The sequence below is a fragment of the Actinomadura fulvescens genome (assembly GCF_039533225.1).
In the GTDB taxonomy this organism is placed as follows: Bacteria; Actinomycetota; Actinomycetes; order Streptosporangiales; family Streptosporangiaceae; genus Spirillospora; species Spirillospora fulvescens.
This window is the reverse complement of sequence record NZ_BAAATD010000016.1, coordinates 136,501-153,956: the sequence shown is the minus strand read 5'-3', so window position 1 is coordinate 153,956 and position 17,456 is coordinate 136,501. Positions and strand designations below refer to the sequence as shown.

The window sequence follows — 17,456 nt, the reverse complement described above, 5'->3', positions numbered from 1 at the left end:
CGTCATGCCCCATCCACCCCGTACATGGCGGAGAGCCGCACTCGCGGTGCTCGTCTCCCTCTCGATTCCGGCCGCCGGTCTGACCGCCCATGCCTCCGTTCCCCCGCCGCCCGCGGGCTGGAGCCTGGTGTGGAGCGACGACTTCGACGGGCCCGCCGGAGCCCTGCCCTCCTCGTCCGACTGGCGGTTCGACACCGGCCACGGCTATCCCGGCGGCCCCGGCAACTGGGGCACCGGAGAGATCCAGCGCTACACCGCCGACCCGGCCAACGTGAGCCTCGACGGTGGCGGCAACCTGCGCATCACCCCGATCCGGTCCGGCTCGGGAGAATGGACCTCGGCGCGGATCGAGACCCATCGCGCCGACTTCAAGCCGGCCGACGGACGGATTCTGCGGATCGAGAGCCGTCTCCAGATGCCGGACGTCACGGGCGCGCAGGCGCTCGGGTATTGGCCCGCGTTCTGGGCCCTCGGCTCTCCCTACCGCGGCAACTACTGGAACTGGCCGGCGATCGGCGAGTTCGACATCATGGAGAACGTCAACGGCATCAACTCCGTGTGGGGCGTGCTGCACTGCGGCGTCAACCCGGGCGGGCCGTGCAACGAGACGTCCGGGCTGGGCGCCAACCGCGCGTGCCCCGGCTCGTCCTGCCAATCGGCAATGCACGCCTACCGGTTCGAGTGGGATCGCAGCGTCAGTCCCAACCAGCTGCGGTGGTACGTGGACGGCCAGCAGTTCCATAGCGTCAGCCAGTCGCAGTTCGACGCCGCCACGTGGAACAACATGACCGGCCACGCCGGCTACTTCCTGCTCCTCAACGTGGCCATGGGCGGCGCGTTTCCCAACGGGGTCGCGGGCCAGGCCACTCCGACGCCCGCCACGGTCTCGGGCCGCCCCATGCTCGTCGACTATGTCGCGGTGTGGCAGAGCGGCGGAACGACGGATCCGCCGGGCGATCGGGACGCCTACACCGCCATCCAGGCCGAGTCGTTCGACGGCCAGAGCGGGCTCGGCGTCGAAACGACCTCCGACAGCGGCGGCGGGCAGAACATCGGCTGGGCCGCCAACGGCGACTGGGCGCTCTACCGCGGCGTGGACTTCGGCTCGCCACCCGCCCGGCAGTTCGTGGCGCGGGTCGCCGGCGGCGCGGGCGGCGTGAGCGGGCTGGTCGAGGTACGCCTCGGCTCACGGTCGAACGCGCCGGTCGGCGGCTTCGCGGTCGGCGACACCGGCGGCTGGCAGGCCTGGCGTACCGTACCGGCGAACATCTCCGGCGTGACCGGTGTGCACGACGTCTACCTGACGTTCACCAGCGGCCAGCCCGCCGACTTCGTGAACGTCAACTGGTTCCATTTCGGCCGCTGAGCCTTCCTGGGCTGACGCCGCCCTCGGCGTCGGCGCCGAACAGGGCGGGCACCGCCGAGGTGCCCGCCCGTTGTCCGCGGCCGGTCAGAATCCCGCGGTGATCCGGGTGAACTCCCATTCGCCCTGCGGCACTCCGCCGCCGTTGACGCGGTCACGGTTGACCGACCAGAAGGCGAACCTGGTCAGGCCCTTGGACTTGGCCCAGTCGCGAATCCGCGTCCAGGTCTCGGGCGAGGTGACCTCCCGCTGGTCGGAGTAGCCGTTCATGCCCGAGATGCCCATGTGGGCGTAGGCCTGGGCGTCACTCCACGCGAACGCGTTCTTCAGCGCGTTCTTCAGTCCCTCCGAGGAGGTGACGTTGTCCTGGTACATGTCGGTGGCGCCGAAGTTGAACGGCATGATCGTGTAGTTGTCGATCGGCACGTTCAGGGCCTTGGACTGGTTGATGAGCCGGACGCCGTGCGAGTTGGGCCCGGACTTCAGGGTGGGGATCGTCACGACGATCTTGACCGCCGGGTTGCGCTGCTTGACGATCTTGAGGCCGTTCAGGATGCGGTCCTGCACCGTGTGGTTCTCGAACTCGTCGGTGTTCTCGATGTCGAAGTCCACGACGGCCGGCCGTACCGCGTCGATCACCTTCTGCACCGCTCCGGCGTACGCCTCGGGCGTGGAACAGGCGGGGCCGAGCTTGTTGCCGCTCCAGCCGCCGAACGAGATCTGCACGTCGCCGCCCTTGGACTTGATCGTCGAGATCGCCTGGGCGTCGGGGCCGCCGGTCAGCGGGCGCTGGCCGTCCCAGGCCGGATTGCACCCGCCGGAGGACAGGATGAACGCCATGGTGAACGCCTTGACCCCGGTGGCGTCCATGACGGTCCCCGGATTGGGCGGGTTGCCCCAGCCCATGTAGAGGTAGGGCGCACCGGCCATCTTGCCGGGCTGTGGCTGGGTGCATCCGGTGGTGGTCGCGGTCACGTCCCTGCCCGCCGACTCGCCCGCGGAGTTGTACGCCTTGACGGTGTAGGTGTGGGTCTGGCAGGTGCCGAGCCCGCTGATCGTCGCGGTGGTGCCGGTGACCTGCGTCTTCTGGGTCGAGCCCTCGTAGACGCGGTAGCCGGTCACGGTCCCGGACGAGGCGTCCCAGCGCAGCGTGACGCTCGTGTCGGTGGTGGTGGCCGTCACGGCTCCCGGCTGGCCGGGGGCGCCGGGGTTGCCGCTCCCGGAGCACGACTGGCCGTTCAACGTGCAACCGGCCGGCACGGCGGTGCCGGGTGTGGCGATGAAGCCGAAGCTCACGTTCGCACCGGGAGCGACGGTGCCGTTCCAGCCGACGTTGGTGAACGTGAACCGCTGGCCGCTGCGGGCCAGGGAGGCGTCCCAGGCGGAACTGACCGTGCCTCCGGCCGGCAGCTCGATGCTCACCGACCAGCCGGTGAGCGCGGTGTCGGTCCCGTTGGTGATCGTGTACTTGCCCTCGTATCCCGAGCCCCAGTCGGCGGTCTTGGCGAACGTCGCCGTCGCCGCGGCCGCCTGAGCGGGCAGGGCCGGCACGATCGTCCCGGCGAGGACAAGGAGAAGGACCATGAGCACGCGTTTCATGCGCAACTCCTTTGAAGGGGGCCCGGACGATGCCGAGGCCCTCACGTGGGCGGCGCGGCCGTCTGGTCACGGCCGGTCGCGATCCGGCAGGACCGGACCCGATGGCCAGGACGGTCGGACCCGGCGCGGCGGTCCGGAGGCCGGCAGGCCGCGGCGGCTGGGATCACCAGCGCTGACACGACCCTGCGGGCGGGGGGCTGCGGAGTCCGCGCCCGTGTGCGCGGGACCCGTAGTTGGATGCAATGTTTAGTAAAGTTTCCTAATTAGTGGGACCGTAGGTCGGCGCCCCCCGCCGCGCAAGGCCCAATCGCACCCGCCCACCCGATCTCGTAGACCCAGGTCTTTAGGACCGCCCACGGAGACCTCCGGAGCCTGGCCGATATCGGCGGCATCACGAAAACCCCGTCCGGTCATGTAGGCATGACCGCCGCCGCAGGAGGTGCAGGCGGGCGGCTCAGGGAACGGGGCGGGAGTCAGTCCTCGGCTTTGGCCAGGTCGGACCAGTAGCGGATCGAAGTGCGTTCGTGGGCGATCGCGGCTTCGAGTGCCGTGCGGGGACCCGCCTGGGCGAGCCCGCCGATCTCGCGGAGCAGCTCGTACTCCTTCAGGCGCGCCTGGTGGCGCAGCAGCTGAACGCGCGCGATGGCCTGGGGCCGCGCGCCGAAGAAGATCTTGAGGGTCGCCAGGTCGCGGAGCTGCGGGAGCTCCTCGGCCCCGGCGGCCAGCCACGCGTCGAGCGCCTCCTCACCCTCCGGCGTGATGGTGAAGCGCGTCTTCTGCCTGCCGTCCCCGACGGTCTCGGTGGTGAGCAGTCCGGCCTCGGCGAGCCGGGCGGGCTCGCGGTAGATCTGCGAGCGCTGGATCGCCCAGATGTGCGAGACGGTGGCCCGGATCGTGCGTTCGAGGTCGTAGGCGGTCGTGCCCGGAGCCCAGCGCAGCAGGCCCAGGACGATGTACGAGGTGGTCGTCAGCCGGATGCTCACCAGAGCATCCTAACGATAGTCCACTATGGACTGTCCTATGGAGTGTTGGTTATGGTGTCGCTCCATGAGATCGAAGGGCACGGGAGGACATGGCGATGGTCAGTGAGATTCCTGCGGGCAGCGGCCTCCAGCGTCTCGTCCAGCCGCTGGGCGAGGAGGTCGCGCTCGACAGCGTGCCCGTGGAGGGGGATGTCCCGTCGTGGCTGGAGGGCACCCTCGTACGTAACGGCCCTGCTCATTTCGGGCCGGCGCGGCATCTGTTCGACGGCCTGGCGATGCTGCACAAGTTCGCGTTCACCGACGGGCGGGTCTCCTATGCCAATCGGTTCCTGCGTACCCGTGCGTACCAGTCGCTGCGCGAGGACGGCCGCATCGGTTACCGCGAGTTCGCCTCCGACCCCTGCCGCCGGCTGACGGCGCCGATCGCATCGCTGTTCCGCCAGGTCTTCACCGACAACGCCAACGTCAACGTCGTCCGCATCGGCGCGCAGTTGGCCGCCCTCACCGAGACGCCGCTCCCGATCGCCTTCGACCCGGACACGCTCGAGACGCTCGGCGTCGCCTACGACCCGCCGGGGCGATGGGTGCGATCCCCGACCGCGCACCCGCACTTCGACTCGGCGGGCGCGATGATCACCATGCAGGTTCACTTCGGTCCGCGCAGCAGCTACCGGGTGTACCGGCAGACGGCCAACGGCTTCCATCTGCTGGCGAAGGTTCCGGTCCGCGAGCCGGCCTACATGCACAGCTTCACGCTCACCGAACGGCATGTGATCCTCACCGAGATCCCGTTCACCGTCCGCCCGCTCGACCTGGCCGCCGCGCGGCGGCCGTTCATCGAGAACTACCGCTGGCGACCCGACCGCCCCACCCGGTTCATCGTGCTGGACCGCCATACGGGCCGGGAGCGCGGACGCTGGGACGCCGAGCCCGTGTTCTGCTTCCACCACGTCAACGCCTACGACGAGCCGGACGGCGCGATCACGATCGATCTGTGCGCCTATCCCGACCCGGCGCTCATCGACACCCTCTACCTCCACACGCTCGCCGCCGGCCGCACTCCAATCCCGACGGGCCGGCTCCGGCGTTACCGGCTCGAACCCGGCGGCCGCACCACCGAGCGTTCCCCGGTCGACGTCCCATTCGAATGGCCTCGAACCAACTACGCGGTGGCCAACGCGCGGCCCTACCGCTACGCCTACGGAGCAGGGGCCAAGGACGCTTCCAACGGCGAGCCCATCACAACGATTACCAAGCTCGACCTGCATGAGGGGGAGCCGACGCACTGGGCGGATGGCAGCTCGTTCACCGGCGAGCCGGTGTTCGTACCGCGCCCCGGCGCCGACGCCGAAGACGACGGAGCGGTGCTGGCGATCGTGTTCGATCCCGCGCGCGACGGCTCGTTCCTGCTGATCCTGGACGCGTGCGACCTGAGCGAACTCGCGCGCGTCCAGGCACCGCACCGCATGCCCTTCGGATTCCACGGCGACTACTTCCCCGGCACCCCATGACCACGGAACGGAGCCTTGAAGGGCAGCGGATCACCTCGTTCGAACGCGACGGCCTGATCTTCGACGTCGCCGACCAGGGACCCCTCGACCGGGACGTCGTGGTGCTCCTGCACGGATTTCCCCAGACGTCCCGTTCCTGGAGCCTGCTCGCGCCCATGCTGCACGCCTCGGGGTACCGCACGCTGGCGCCCGACCAGCGCGGATACTCGCCGCGCGCCCGTCCGCGCGGGAGGTTCGCCTACCGCCTGTCCGAACTCGCCGAGGACGTCCTCGCCCTCATCGAGGCGGCCGGGCTCGGTGGCCGCAAGGTCCATGTCGTCGGCCACGACTGGGGCGCGACGGTCGCCTGGACGCTCGCCGCCACCCGTCCGGACGTGGTCGCCACGGTGACCGCGCTGTCGGTCCCCCACCCCGCCGCGTTCATGCGGGCCCTGTTCACCAGCCGCCAGCTCCTGCTGTCGTGGTACATGTTCCTCTTCCAGCTGCCCTGGCTTCCCGAGCTGGTCATTCGCCGGATCTGCCGGAGCGCGAGGTCACGCCTCATCGCCGGACTGGTGGCCGGTGGCCAGACCGAGGCCAACGCCGTCAGGGACACCGACTTCCTGGTGAGCTCCGGTGCCCTCACTCCGGCCGTCAACTGGTACCGGGGCATGCCGTTCAACCCGCCCCGGCGGCTGGCCCGGGTCCCCGTCCCGACCCTCTTCATCAGCAGCGACCAAGACCCCGCACTGGGCCGCAAGGGAGCCGAACTCACCCGCAGGTACGTGACCGGCCCCTACACCTTCCGCACGCTGACCGGCGTCGGACACTGGATTCCCGAACAGGCCCCCGCCGACGTGGCCGAACTCCTGCGCGACCACCTCACCCGCTGAGGTCATCTGTGCTGGTCCGTCTCCCCCGCCCTCCAGCCGCCAGTGCCGGGTTCACCCCGTTACGGTCTGCACGTATCGCCCCTGAGCCACTTCGGGACGGCACTCGGCCACACCATGAGTGCCCCGGGTTTATCAGAGCGATAAAGGGCCGATAACGCATGGCGGGGCGAGCAGTGGAAGGTCACGTGAATCGGTCAGGCCGTTACCGCACGCGGGTAGGGACGGTTTTCCCGCCGCAATGGACCTGTCTGGAAGCGGTTCGGATCATATGACGATGAGACCGATCAACGACATGATGGCTGACGCGTTCGTCGCCGATCCGGGAGAGCGGGCGGCGGTGCGGCAGACCCCGTGGCGGCTGGCCGTGGTGGTGTTCGACGGCGCGCTGATGGCGACCACGACGTTCGGGTTCGGAGTGTTCGACATCGCCGCGCAATATGACGCCCTGCCCGGGCTGGACGTACGCATCGTCGCGGGTGAGCCGGATGTGACGATGAACGGGGGTGGATTGTCCTGCCCGGTTCCCTATGATCTGGACGCCGTCCGGACCGCGGACCTGGTCATCGTGCCGTACCTGTTGCAGCCGACGGCCGAGCGTCCACCGGAGCCACTGTTGGACGCCCTGCGCGCGGCACACGCACGGGGTGCCCGGTTAGCCGGTCTGTGCAACGGCGCGTTCGTGCTGGCCGCCGCCGGCCTGCTCGACGACCGCCCGGCGACCACGCACTGGGCGACGGCGGCGCGGCTGGCCGAGCTGTATCCCAAGGTGCGGGTCGACGCGACGGTCCTGTACATCGACGATGGTGATCTGCTGACCGCCGGCGGCGGCGTCGCGGGGATGGATTTGGGGATGCATCTCATCCGGTCCAGGCGGGGCGCGGCGGTCGCCAACCGGCTGGCCAGAGCTTTGGTGGTGGCACCGCACTGACCCGGCGGGCAGGCCCAGTACATCGAGTCGCCGATCCCCGACCTCGACACCCAGGACCCGGTGGCCGAGTCCATCGCGTGGGCGCTCACCCGCCTGGACACCGCGTTGCCGGTGCGAGCCCTGGCCGAACGCGCCCATATGAGCAGACGCAACTACGACCGCAGGTTCCGGGAGATCACGGGAGCCACCCCGTCGGCGTGGCTGGCCCAGCAACGGATCATCCGGGCTCAGCACCTGCTGGAGTCCAGCGACCTGCCGGTCGACGAGATCGCCCGGCAGTGCGGATTCTCCTCCGCCGCCGTCCTGCGCCCGCATTTCCGCAGAGCGGTCGGGGTGACCCCGAGCTCCTACCGCGAAACGTTCACCCACTGCGCCCACGACCGGGAGCGGAGCTGAAACCCACCACCGGCGAGGTTTGAATGTCGGTGGCGGTTCCTACTCTGCACCGAAGGTGCCGGGCGAGAGGACTGCGATGGGTGCATGGGATGTGGGGCCGTTCGAGAACGACTCCGCCGCTGATTTCTGCAATGAGCTGGACGACCTGAGCGAGCACGATCGCCCGGCGGCGATCCGGGAGGCGTTGCGGTTCGCGGTTCAGGAAGCGGGCTACCTGGACGTCGACGACGGGTCCGCCGCTGTCGCGGCCGCCGCGATCGTCGCCGCGCAGAGCCCCGGCGGTCAGCCGATCGGCTCCGCTTACGGGCCGGAACAGCCGGTTCCGGCGTTGCCTCACGACCTGCGCCCGTTGGCGGTCCAAGCCCTTGACCGCGTGACCGCTGAGAACTCCGAGCTCGCGGGCCTGTGGGGCGAAGGCGAGGGCGAGGGCAACGAGTGGGCGGGGAAGTGGAAGGAAGAGATCCGCCGCCTGCGCGAGGTCCTGGCCGCGGCTTCTGCCTGAGGGGTGGGACCCGTTGGGACACCTTCCGCCAGACCGGTACCCGGCCCGACACCGTGGGCGTGCCCGGCCCGACACCGCTGTTCGCCGCCCGCCGCGGCGACACGCTGTTCCCGGCGCCCCATCTGGTCTCGGGGGACGTCCATCACGAGTACGGCAACCCGATCCTCGAAGACAGCGTTCACTGGCCCGACGGCACGGAGGTGACCAGCGCGCTCACCCGCGACGGCACCACCGTCCCGCCTCGCACCGACAACGGGATGACCGTGTACGACCTGCCTCAGGCGCGTGCGCGCTACGAGCTGCGGCTGGTCTACAACTCCTCCCGGCCGGGCTGCGACGGCTACAAGGTCGACACCGCCTGGGGCTTCTCCTCTGAACGGCCCATCGCCCAGAACGTCCCGGCCGGCTACGTCTGCGGCAGGGACGGGACGTCTGGAACCGGCGACTGTGCGGCCACCTCCACCCTCCTGCTCGACTACGACATCCCGCTCGACCTCTTGCACAACGCCTCCCCCGGCCCGGTGACCGCCACCATCAGCGCCCACCACCAGCCGGGAGCCGCCGCCCCGGCCTTGACCGGCCTGCAGGCCTCGGTGTCCTACGACGGCGGAACGACCTGGCAGCAGGCCACCACCACCAAGAAGGACGACCACACCTACACCGCGGCGCTCGACTTCAGCGGACAGGCGGGCAAGTCCGTCACGCTGCGGGTCCAGGCCCAGGACTCGGGCGGCAACACCGTCCACCAGACCATCTACAAGGCCTTCACCGTTCAGAACTGACCACCGCCAGCCGCCCGTGACAACTGTCCGGCCCGGCCCAGCCCGGCAGCCGACGGCGGCGGTCACGAAATGTGGGCTGCTCGGTTACAAACGCCCAACCGAGCGGCCCACCGGTGTTTTTCCCTGGAACAGATCACCGGGCCAGGCGGGCCAGGCAGTTGTCGCGGCTCGGTAAGGACTCGGGTGATCTCGATCACTGAGCGGTTCGCCGCGATCGCGGCCCGCCACGATGATTCACCAGGTGACCCGCATGGTGCGCGGCTCGGGCGCCCGGCGCCCGCGTGGTGAACCGCAAAGGTGAGGTCAAGGCGCTGCGGCGGTTCTTGTGCGTGTGGCAGGCGGCGTTGGCTACATTGACGTTCGCGCAGGGGGAATGACGTACGCGCAGGGGGGTCGGAAGTGATCGCGACGACCGAGGCCGGGCTCGGCCAGCGGCCGGCATGGGCCGGCAAGACGCTGGCGGAGCTGACCGGCCGTGAGATCGGTGAAGCGCTGGTGTATCTGGCCGACCATCATCCCGATGACGAGGCGCTGCCGCGCGCGTTGGTCGGGTCGCTGAACGCGGCTGCCCTGCAGTCGCTGTACGACGGGCCTGCCCACCTCAACCGATGATCCCGTGCCGGCTGCCCGGCGGGGGTAGGCGCGCCTGCGGTCACCGGGTCTCGTTCAGGTCCCAGTGCCAGAGGAGATCGGCGACGCGCGTCAGTCCGGCGGTGAGGTGCCGCCGGTAGGTGCTGAACGGCAGGCCGAGCAGCTCCGCGGCGCGTTCCTGGGTCGGCGCCGGGTGCAGGTAGGTGCGGTCGACGGCGCGGTGGGCCTTCTCGCCACGTGGGTCGGCGCGCAGCGCGTCGGCCGCGGTGCGCAGCAGGTCCGCGATCGCGGTGGCCGGTCGCGGATCGCCGTGCTCGCGAACGACGCGGCATCCGCGGAGCGGGTTGCGGGCCAGCGCCTCGGGCCGGTGCAGGTCGCGGAACGCCTGCCGTACGGCGGTGGCGAACTCCTCCCGCGACAGGGCCACTGTCACCGCATGGGAGGCGACCGGCGCCGGGCCATCGCGCAGCGCCGTGCCGTCCTGCCGCGCGCCGACGCGCGCTGTGCCGACAGGTGCTGTGCCGACCAGCGCCTCCAGCCATGCTTCCAGCCCGCCGGGCCGGAAATCGCGCGCGTAGACCAGGCGATGACCTCCAGCATGGAAGTCGGCCGCCGGCGCGCGGCGGTATCCGGCGTGCAGGAACTGCCGCTCGTACTCGTGGCCGTCGTGGTACGCACCGAGCAGGTCCCAGGCGAGGCCGGGCCGGGCGAGCCGCTGCTGGGTGAACGCGGTGAGCACCACGTTGGTCGAACGCGACGTGGCCTGGTAGGCGTCCCGGTCCATGACGAACCGCACGGCCGCCACCTCGTCATCGGGCGCGAGGCCGCCGTGGCGCGACACGAAGTCCCACATGGCCCGCGCGCCGGGATCGACCGCCAGCTCCTGCGGCGTGGCCAGATCGAGCCGCAGCCGAGCCCCATAACCCACCGCCGCACCGTCGGCGTCCCGGACGATGGTGAACGCCTCGGGCTGCCGGGTGATCCAGTGATCGGCCAACCGCGCGGACTCGGCTCCCTCATGGCGTTCGGTCATCGCCAGGATCGCCGCCCGGTCATCGGCGCGCAGGCGGTCGGGATACTGCGCGCCCAGGTCGGCCCAGTCGAACAGGCCCCGCAGCGCGGGACTGTCACGATGGACAAAGGCCAGCTCGGTGATGCGCTTCCACTGGGCGCGACCGGACGCATGCCGCACCTGCGCGAGGAGGCGGTCGCGGATACGCCGGTGGATGCGTTGGTGAGTGCCCTGGTCGCGCCAGCGCAGGTCGGCGTCGAACACCTCACGGGCCAGGTCGTGCGGGTGCAGGCCGTCGCAGCTCTCCTCCACGAACGACAGCCTCCGCAGCCACTCGAACAGCTCGTGGGCGTCGTCGGCGGGCCCGGCGGAGGGGTCCATCGCCGTGCGCAGCAGCTCTTCGGTCGTGAGCAGCGCGTGCGAGCAGACCTCAAGCGCGCGCCGGTGGCGCGGGGTCGGGACCTCGTCGAGGAATCGGTCCAGCAGCAGGCGCACCACGTCCGGTGTGTCGGCGAGGTCGATGCCCGACAGGTCCGATAGGTCCGCGCCGTCGCGCTGGGACAGCACGTCGATCAGCAGCGCCAGGGCGAGCGGGTGCCCGTGAGTGGAGTCGAGCACGCGCCGATGGAGCGGCGCGGGGACGCCCTCGGCCGCCAGCAGGGCGGCGCCTTCCTCTGGACGCAGGTTCCGCAATGGCACCGTACGCAGCAGTTCCCGCCAGCCCTGGTCCGCCGTCCAGGCCGACGAGGGGGCCTTGCGCCCGGCGAGCACCACGAGCGTCCCGGCGGGAAGTCCCGGGAGGAAGTGGTTCCTCATCCAGCTGTCGACCGGTGCCATCCATTCGTAAGCGTCCAGCAGGAGAACGCCGGGACTGGCCGCACCATCCGCGAACGCCGGCCCGACCGCCTCACGGACGGCGGCGGGCGTCGCCTCGATCGTCCGGGAGCACAGCAGGACCGCCCCGCGCCCGGCCTCCTCCGCGAGGTCGGCCATCGCCCGCAGCAGCGTGGACTTCCCGACGCCGCCGGGGCCGTGGACGAACATCACCGCGAACGGCGGCCTGCCGGGCCCGTCCGCCAACGCACTGCGAAATGCCGCGAGTTCGGCGTCTCGCCCGACGAAGCTGCGCCGCCGAGCCGTACGGAGCCGGTCTGCGAGGGTCGCGACGTCGCTCATGAACCTCGTTCCGTGACGGCGGAAAGGGTGTGTGCAGGAGCGTACGCGGCGACACGGGCGGCCGTTCCACGGCGGAACCGAGGTTTGTCGGAAAGTGAGCGGGATCGGCCCGCCGGGCGGCGCAACGGCCGACCGAATCACGACAGGAGGTCAGACGAAACGGTCCAGGAACCGCCTCAAGACCGCCCTGACCCGGTGAGCAGAAACCGAGCAGCGAGCAGAGACCGAGCTGCGACCGGTCTGGAGAGTGGACAACGATCAGCCGGATCGTCGGTCTCGACACGGGATGGACGGCCCATCCCCCGAGCCGAAGGAGTCCGGCATGAATCTCGCGTCCAAGCTCGCCGTACTGGCACTTCCGATCGCCGCGGCGGCCAGCCTCGCCTCCCCCGCCGCGGCGGCCACCTCCACCGTGGCCGCTGCGTCCGCTGCGCCCGGTGTGGCAGCGCAGGCCTCCGCCCCCGCCGCGTCGTTCAACCTCTCCCAGTCCTGGGGGCGCGCCTGGGGTACCTCCAGTAACACGCTGGTGCACGCCTACGTGCAGGACTACGCCACCCAACCGTCCTGCACCGGGCTCCGCATCACCTGGTACTACCAGGGCCGGGTCATCGACTGGGACACCCCCACGTCGTGCAGCAACGCGACCCGGGAGTTCTGGGAGGGACCGGGTGACAACGGCACCGTCCTGACCGCCGACGACGTGGACCTCCAGCTGGTCATCACCTCCTGACCCACTCGGGCCAGGCCCGATCGCACGACCGCGCCCCCGGACAGGAGCCCTGCGGGTTCCCTGTTCGGGGGCACTCGGCAGGCGATCGGGATTCAGGGCTTGACGACGATGGTCTCCAGGTAGTCGGCGTGGGCCACGAGCGTGCCGTCGCCAGCCCGGTTGGCCGCCTCCCAGACGGCGATCATGTCGGCGTGCAGCGCCGTCTGGCTCTCTTCGTCGAGCCCTGCGAACGCGCCGCGAGCGGGGCCGTACCACAACCGGAAGTACTCCACCGCGAACCGCACCGACGGGTACCGGAAGGGCTGGCTCCTCCTGGTGACGCGGACCTGGTCGCCGAAAAGCTCCCGGACGCGCTCGGCCGTTCCCCACTCGAAGGGTGAACGGACGCCGGGCGGCGGGGTGAGGTACCCGCCGATCGTCCGGGCGTAGTCGCCGATGATCCCGTCCGGGCACCAGGCGAGCACGCCGATCCGGCCGCCGGGCCGGACCACGCGCAGCAGCTCGTCGGCGGCCCGCCGCTGGTCGGGGGCGAACATCACCCCGAACGTGGACAGCGCCACGTCGAAGGAGGCGTCCTCGAACGGCAGTTCCTGGGCATCGGCGAGCTGGGTCTCCAGGTCAAGGCCCTCGGCATCGGCCAGCCGCTTGCCGTGGTCGAGGTAGTCGGGCACGAAGTCGGTCGCCACCACGTCACAGAAGCGGCGCAGCGCCGCGATCGAAGCCGTGCCGGTTCCGGCGGCGACGTCGAGGACGCGTTCGCCCGGGTGCAGGTCCAGTTCCTCGCAGAGGGCCTCGGCGTAGATCGGCGGCGTGTGCGCCGCCAGCTTGCCGAGGTCGCCCAGCGACCATGCCTTCTGGTGGGACCGTGTGACAACTGCGTATTCGGTCATGGTCGTGACGCTAGGAGCGGCACGGGCCGGACCGCTTCGGCCGAACGGGCCAACCGGGCCGCCCCGCACGTGGCCCGAACGGGCCATCGGCGGCAGGGTCGCTAGAGGAGATCGGCGCGTGAGGCGTACGCGACCGCCGCCGCCCGTGACGGCAGGTCCAGCCGGGTCAGGATATTGGCGACATGCCGCTTGACGGTGTGCTCGCTCAACGTCACGCGTTCGGCGATCTCCTTGTTGGTCAGGCCCACCGCGAGCAGCCGCAGGATCTCGATCTGCCGGGGCGTCAGGGCACCGCCGACCCGGCCGCGCGTCAGGCCACTCGCCCGCCGGGCGTCGCCGGTGGCACCGAGGCGCTCGAAGGTGTTCCGGGCGGCCCGTGCCTCCTCGGCGGCCGGTCCGGTGCGGCCGTTCACCGCCAGTGCGCGGGCCAGATCGAGCCGGGCGCGGGCGGCGTCGTAAGGGCCGCGTGCACGTTCGAACAGCTCGACGCCCGTGGCGAGCAGCGTGATCGCCCGCCGGTCGTCGCCCAGCGCGCCGCACTGGACCCCCTGGGCCCACAGCGCCGAGGCCCGCATGGCGTCCCCGTCGACGCCACGGGCGATCTCGGTCAGCTCCGCGACCGCGTGGGCGAGCGGGTCCTTGCGGCCGGCCGCGACCGCGGCCCGGATGAGGACTTCCAACGCCGCCGCGCGTTCCATCCGGTGCTCTGCTCCGAGGCCGTCCAGGGCGCGTTCGGCGATCTCGACGGCGGCCGGCGCGTCGCCCTGGTCCAGCAGCAACTCGGCTCGTCCGATACGGGCGGCCGGCAGGTCCTGGCAGAGCCGGAACAGCTCAGCGGCCTCATCCCACCGGCCTTGCCGGCGCCTCAGCTCACCCAACCGCGCCCACGCCTCCGTGGCGAACCGGGGCCGCCGTGCCTGCAGGTCATCGGCGGCGCGCCGCAGCTGGCTCTCGGCCCCGGCCCAGTCGCCGCGCCACAGCAACACCGTGCTGTAGTGCGTGCGGCAACGAGCGAACGGAGAGCCCAGGTCGAACCGGCTGCAGAAGTCCAGCACGCGTTCGCACCACTGCTCGGCCCGCTCCCAGTCGCGCGCCTGCTCGCAGCCCTGGACGAGATAGCAGGCCGGGATCCAGACCGACCCCACCTCGCCCACCTCACCGGCGAACGCGGCGACGGCGGCCTCGTCGAGCAGCCGCATCCCGCGCCGGACCTGGCCCCGGCCCACGTAGGCCGTGCCGCTGAGCGCCATCGCCTGGATCTCCAGATCGGGCGAAGCCACCCGGCGGCCGGCCGCCATCGCCCGTTCGGCCAGTTCGAGCGCCGCCGCGCAGTCACCGAGCATCCGCGCGGCCATGCCTTCGAACAGCGCGAGCAGGCCGTGTTCCTCGCCCTCGGACAGGGGCGCGAGCAGGCGTCCCGCGCGCCGGAACCAGCCCTGGGCGACCGCCGTCTCGCCGCGGAACTGGGCCGCGTGGTTGCCCAGCCACGCCGCCACCCGAGCGGCTCCGCGATCGTCGCCGACGGCCCGGTAGCACCGGTAGGCCTGCTCGTAACGCCCCACCACCTCGGCGTCGTCGTCCAGCCACCAGCAGGCCGCGGCGACGCCCTCGGCGGCCGCCGCCTCGCAGGCCGGGTCGACCCGTCCGGCCAGCACAGCGGCGAACGCCTCCCGCGCTCCGCTCCAGTCCCCGCGCCGGAGCAGGTCCCCGCCCTTGAGCAGGAGCTCCTCAACCGCGATCACACGCCCATCATCGCCCATCGACCAGCGTCCGGAGGACGGGAAAAGGAACCCCTGGGGAACGCGATCAGCCGCGCCAGACCGGGGCACCGTCCACGAACGGCCAGGTGATTCGTTCGGCGCGCAGATCCTCGATCAGGCTCCGGACGTACGCCAGCTCGGTCGCCACGACCTGGCGCTGGTACTCGGACTCGATCGCGAACAGCCGTGGCAGGAACTCGGAGATCTGGGTGGTCTCGGCGTCGAGCGCGGCCAGGCGCTCCTCGAGTCGCGCGGCGCGGGCGGTCAGCATGACGGTGGCGTCCCGCGGGGCGAGGTTGGGCAGGAACGACAGTGCGGCGGGGAACTCCGCGTACTCCTGTGCGGGCGTCGACAGCATGGTGCGCAGCCACTCGGTCAGCGTCGTCCGCCCGGCGTCGGTGATCCGGTACGTGGTGCGTTCGGGCCGGTTCTCGGCGCGTTCGGTCGCGGCCGTCTCCACCAGGCCGTCGCGGACGAGCCGCTGGATCGTCTGGTAGACGCTGTTGCGCTGGCTCACATTGACCACGGCGTCCTTGCGGCGTTCCTTGATCAGCACCTGCATCCGGTAGGGGTGCATCGGCTCCTCGGTGAGCATCGACAGCACGGCCAGCGCGAGGACGGAGCGGCGCGGTGCGGGCATGCGCTCAGCGTAGTCGTTGAGCATGTTAGTCATAATATGTATAGTCATTTCATGACCTCGAACGCGCACCCCCTTCGCAGACCCATATCCCCGGCACAGTGGCTCGCGCTCGGCGCCGTCGCCGGGCCGGTGCTGTTCACTTCGGCCTGGCTCGTTCTCGGGTTCGTGAGCAACGGCTACACGATGTTCGACCACCGCTTCACCGACTACTCGCCGATCAGCCAGCCGATCAGCGGGCTGGGCATGGGCGACACGGCCCCGTACATGAACACGGCCTTCGTCGTCACCGGCCTGCTCCTGATCGCCGGCCTCATCGGCGTCTCCCGCGCCGTGAGCGCCGCAGGACGGCCCGTCCTGCACCGCGCCACCCTCGTGCTGCTCTGTTGCAGCGGCGTGGGTCACGCGCTGTGCGGGCTCTTCGACCTTGAGGCCGTCATGCCGCACATGCTGGGCTTCATCCTGGCGCTCGGCACTCCGATCGTCAGCTTCCCGCTCGCCGGCCGCCGGCTGCGCGATGTCCCGGGCTGGCGACGGTTCGGCAACGTGCTGATGCTCGGAGGCCCGCTCACCCTGGTGCTTCTCATCGCGTTCTTCATGACGTTCCAGCCCACCGCCGACGGCGCCGAGCACGGCATCGCCGGCCTCGTCCAGCGCGCCGGCGTGGTCGAGGTGCACGCGATGTTCGCCGCGATGGGATGGCTGGCCTACCGGCACCGGCCATCGGCAGGGCGCCACCGACCCGACACACGTTCCGCCCAGCCGGGCTCGGCCCGCGCCAGGGACATGCCGTCAATCCCGAGGTGAGCCGGGCCCCGGGCCGGCGGACGCGCTGCCGCCGGCCCGGAACGATCGTGCCTGGTCAGCTGACCTGCAGGTCGATGCAGGCGTAGAAGGCGTTGGGAGTGTCGCCGATGTTCCAGATCGCCAGCACCTTCTGGCGGCCGGTGACCGAGCCGAGGTTGACGGAGTGGGACACGCTGGACGGCGGTTGCTGGTTGCCGCCGCTGAACACCGCGACCCGCTGGCCGCCGACGTAGTACTCGTAGTCCCGGGTACGGTGCCGGGCGGTGAACGTCCAGGTGAACGTCACCGTTCTGCCGACCGCGGCGGCTCGCCAGCCCTTGCTGTCGTTGTCGAGCTCGGCGAATCGCGCGTTTCCGCCGCTGCAGCTGCGCAGGCCCTTGGGACCTTCGACGCTCTGCGGCTCCCACTGGATCTGCCCGCACTGGACGACGCGCTGGGCGCACTGAGCCTGCCGGCTGGCGGGGCTGTTGACATAGCCGTGAGCGTTGGCGGGGGTCGCGGGCAGTACCACGGTCACGAGGGGAGCGATCGCCGCGGCCGCCGCGACAATGGCGAGATCTCGCCTTGATCTTTTCATGCGGGTTTCCTTGTTCTCAAGATCGCGTTTAGGGCGCGATCACCGACTGCGGGGTGGTCGGCGCCGGCCCAGGCGAATACAGCCGCCAGGCCGGGCTGAGTTCCTGGCAGGCGCCTGCCAGGAAGACTGTGAAGGCGGGAAACTGGGAGCTCCGCGCAATAGGAAACATTCCTATTTAAAATCGACGCTAGAGGCTGGCCCGTTGACAGGCAAGATGTCCCGAGAAACGCGAATGCCGTGCGCTGCGACCAGTACAGGTAGGCGGGCGAACCACCCGTCTCCCGCCAAAAGAATTGTCAACTCTTGCTGGCAAGCCCACAGAAAAGCGGGCGATAATCCA

17 protein-coding genes are annotated in these 17,456 nt (G+C 70.6%); 10 read left to right on the top strand and 7 right to left on the bottom strand.

Annotation, left to right across the window (positions count from 1 at the left end; translation table 11 throughout):
- The first annotated feature begins 4 nt into the window (after positions 1 to 4).
- Complete coding sequence (locus ABD333_RS40870; protein WP_344548003.1) at positions 5 to 1,366, top strand: glycoside hydrolase family 16 protein; 1,362 nt, start codon at positions 5 to 7, stop codon at positions 1,364 to 1,366.
- An 84-nt stretch (positions 1,367 to 1,450) separates the two neighbouring features.
- Here ABD333_RS40870 and ABD333_RS40865 read toward each other — a convergent pair whose 3' ends face one another.
- Complete coding sequence (locus ABD333_RS40865; protein ID WP_344548002.1) at positions 1,451 to 2,962, bottom strand: glycoside hydrolase family 18 protein; 1,512 nt, start codon at positions 2,960 to 2,962, stop codon at positions 1,451 to 1,453.
- 473 nt (positions 2,963 to 3,435) lie between these two features.
- On the bottom strand, positions 3,436 to 3,945 hold the full coding sequence (locus ABD333_RS40860) for a PadR family transcriptional regulator (RefSeq protein WP_344548001.1): 510 nt from the start codon (positions 3,943 to 3,945) through the stop codon (positions 3,436 to 3,438).
- Positions 3,946 to 4,040: 95 nt separating this feature from the next.
- Here ABD333_RS40860 and ABD333_RS40855 point away from each other — a divergent pair, with 95 nt between their 5' ends.
- From ABD333_RS40855 to ABD333_RS40825, 7 genes are all read left to right on the top strand, one after another.
- Positions 4,041 to 5,456 (top strand): carotenoid oxygenase family protein, encoded by a 1,416-nt coding sequence (locus ABD333_RS40855; RefSeq protein WP_344548000.1) that lies wholly within the window; start codon positions 4,041 to 4,043, stop codon positions 5,454 to 5,456.
- Positions 5,453 to 6,328, top strand: a complete 876-nt coding sequence (locus ABD333_RS40850; protein WP_344547999.1) for an alpha/beta fold hydrolase — start codon at positions 5,453 to 5,455, stop codon at positions 6,326 to 6,328. Before ABD333_RS40855 ends, ABD333_RS40850 begins: the two co-directional genes overlap by 4 nt.
- A gap of 274 nt (positions 6,329 to 6,602) precedes the next feature.
- Positions 6,603 to 7,256, top strand: coding sequence for a GlxA family transcriptional regulator (locus ABD333_RS40845; RefSeq protein ID WP_344547998.1), 654 nt, complete (start codon positions 6,603 to 6,605; stop codon positions 7,254 to 7,256).
- A 60-nt stretch (positions 7,257 to 7,316) separates the two neighbouring features.
- A complete protein-coding gene (locus tag ABD333_RS40840) occupies positions 7,317 to 7,652 on the top strand; it encodes a helix-turn-helix domain-containing protein (protein WP_344547997.1) in 336 nt (111 codons plus the stop codon).
- 76 nt (positions 7,653 to 7,728) lie between these two features.
- Positions 7,729 to 8,154, top strand: a complete 426-nt coding sequence (locus ABD333_RS40835; protein WP_344547996.1) for a DUF4259 domain-containing protein — start codon at positions 7,729 to 7,731, stop codon at positions 8,152 to 8,154.
- A 59-nt stretch (positions 8,155 to 8,213) separates the two neighbouring features.
- A complete protein-coding gene (locus ABD333_RS40830) occupies positions 8,214 to 8,936 on the top strand; it encodes a hypothetical protein (protein WP_344547995.1) in 723 nt (240 codons plus the stop codon).
- A gap of 399 nt (positions 8,937 to 9,335) precedes the next feature.
- Positions 9,336 to 9,548 carry a hypothetical protein gene (locus ABD333_RS40825; RefSeq protein ID WP_344547994.1) on the top strand — a complete coding sequence of 71 codons (213 nt, stop codon included), beginning with the start codon at positions 9,336 to 9,338 and terminating at the stop codon, positions 9,546 to 9,548.
- Positions 9,549 to 9,588: 40 nt separating this feature from the next.
- Here the strand turns inward: ABD333_RS40825 and ABD333_RS40820 are convergent, their stop codons facing one another.
- The gene (locus ABD333_RS40820) at positions 9,589 to 11,715 is read right to left on the bottom strand and encodes an AAA family ATPase (protein ID WP_344547993.1); all 2,127 of its coding nucleotides are present in this window, start codon (positions 11,713 to 11,715) and stop codon (positions 9,589 to 9,591) included.
- A gap of 322 nt (positions 11,716 to 12,037) precedes the next feature.
- Between ABD333_RS40820 and ABD333_RS40815 the strand changes: the two genes are divergently transcribed.
- Entirely contained in the window at positions 12,038 to 12,445 is a 408-nt protein-coding gene (locus ABD333_RS40815) for a hypothetical protein (RefSeq protein ID WP_344547992.1), read from the top strand.
- A 92-nt stretch (positions 12,446 to 12,537) separates the two neighbouring features.
- Here the strand turns inward: ABD333_RS40815 and ABD333_RS40810 are convergent, their stop codons facing one another.
- The 3 genes from ABD333_RS40810 to ABD333_RS40800 form a co-directional block, all read right to left on the bottom strand.
- A complete protein-coding gene (locus tag ABD333_RS40810; RefSeq protein ID WP_344547991.1) occupies positions 12,538 to 13,335 on the bottom strand; it encodes a class I SAM-dependent methyltransferase in 798 nt (265 codons plus the stop codon).
- 101 nt (positions 13,336 to 13,436) lie between these two features.
- A complete protein-coding gene (locus ABD333_RS40805) occupies positions 13,437 to 15,077 on the bottom strand; it encodes a LuxR C-terminal-related transcriptional regulator (protein ID WP_344547990.1) in 1,641 nt (546 codons plus the stop codon).
- A gap of 64 nt (positions 15,078 to 15,141) precedes the next feature.
- Positions 15,142 to 15,759, bottom strand: a complete 618-nt coding sequence (locus ABD333_RS40800; protein WP_344547989.1) for a PadR family transcriptional regulator — start codon at positions 15,757 to 15,759, stop codon at positions 15,142 to 15,144.
- Between the two features lie 27 nt (positions 15,760 to 15,786).
- Here ABD333_RS40800 and ABD333_RS40795 point away from each other — a divergent pair, with 27 nt between their 5' ends.
- Positions 15,787 to 16,539: a DUF998 domain-containing protein gene (locus ABD333_RS40795; RefSeq protein WP_344547988.1), complete on the top strand. Its 753-nt coding sequence runs from the start codon at positions 15,787 to 15,789 to the stop codon at positions 16,537 to 16,539.
- A 55-nt stretch (positions 16,540 to 16,594) separates the two neighbouring features.
- Here ABD333_RS40795 and ABD333_RS40790 read toward each other — a convergent pair whose 3' ends face one another.
- Positions 16,595 to 17,116, bottom strand: coding sequence for a lytic polysaccharide monooxygenase auxiliary activity family 9 protein (locus ABD333_RS40790; protein ID WP_344547987.1), 522 nt, complete (start codon positions 17,114 to 17,116; stop codon positions 16,595 to 16,597).
- Positions 17,117 to 17,456: the final 340 nt, after the last annotated feature.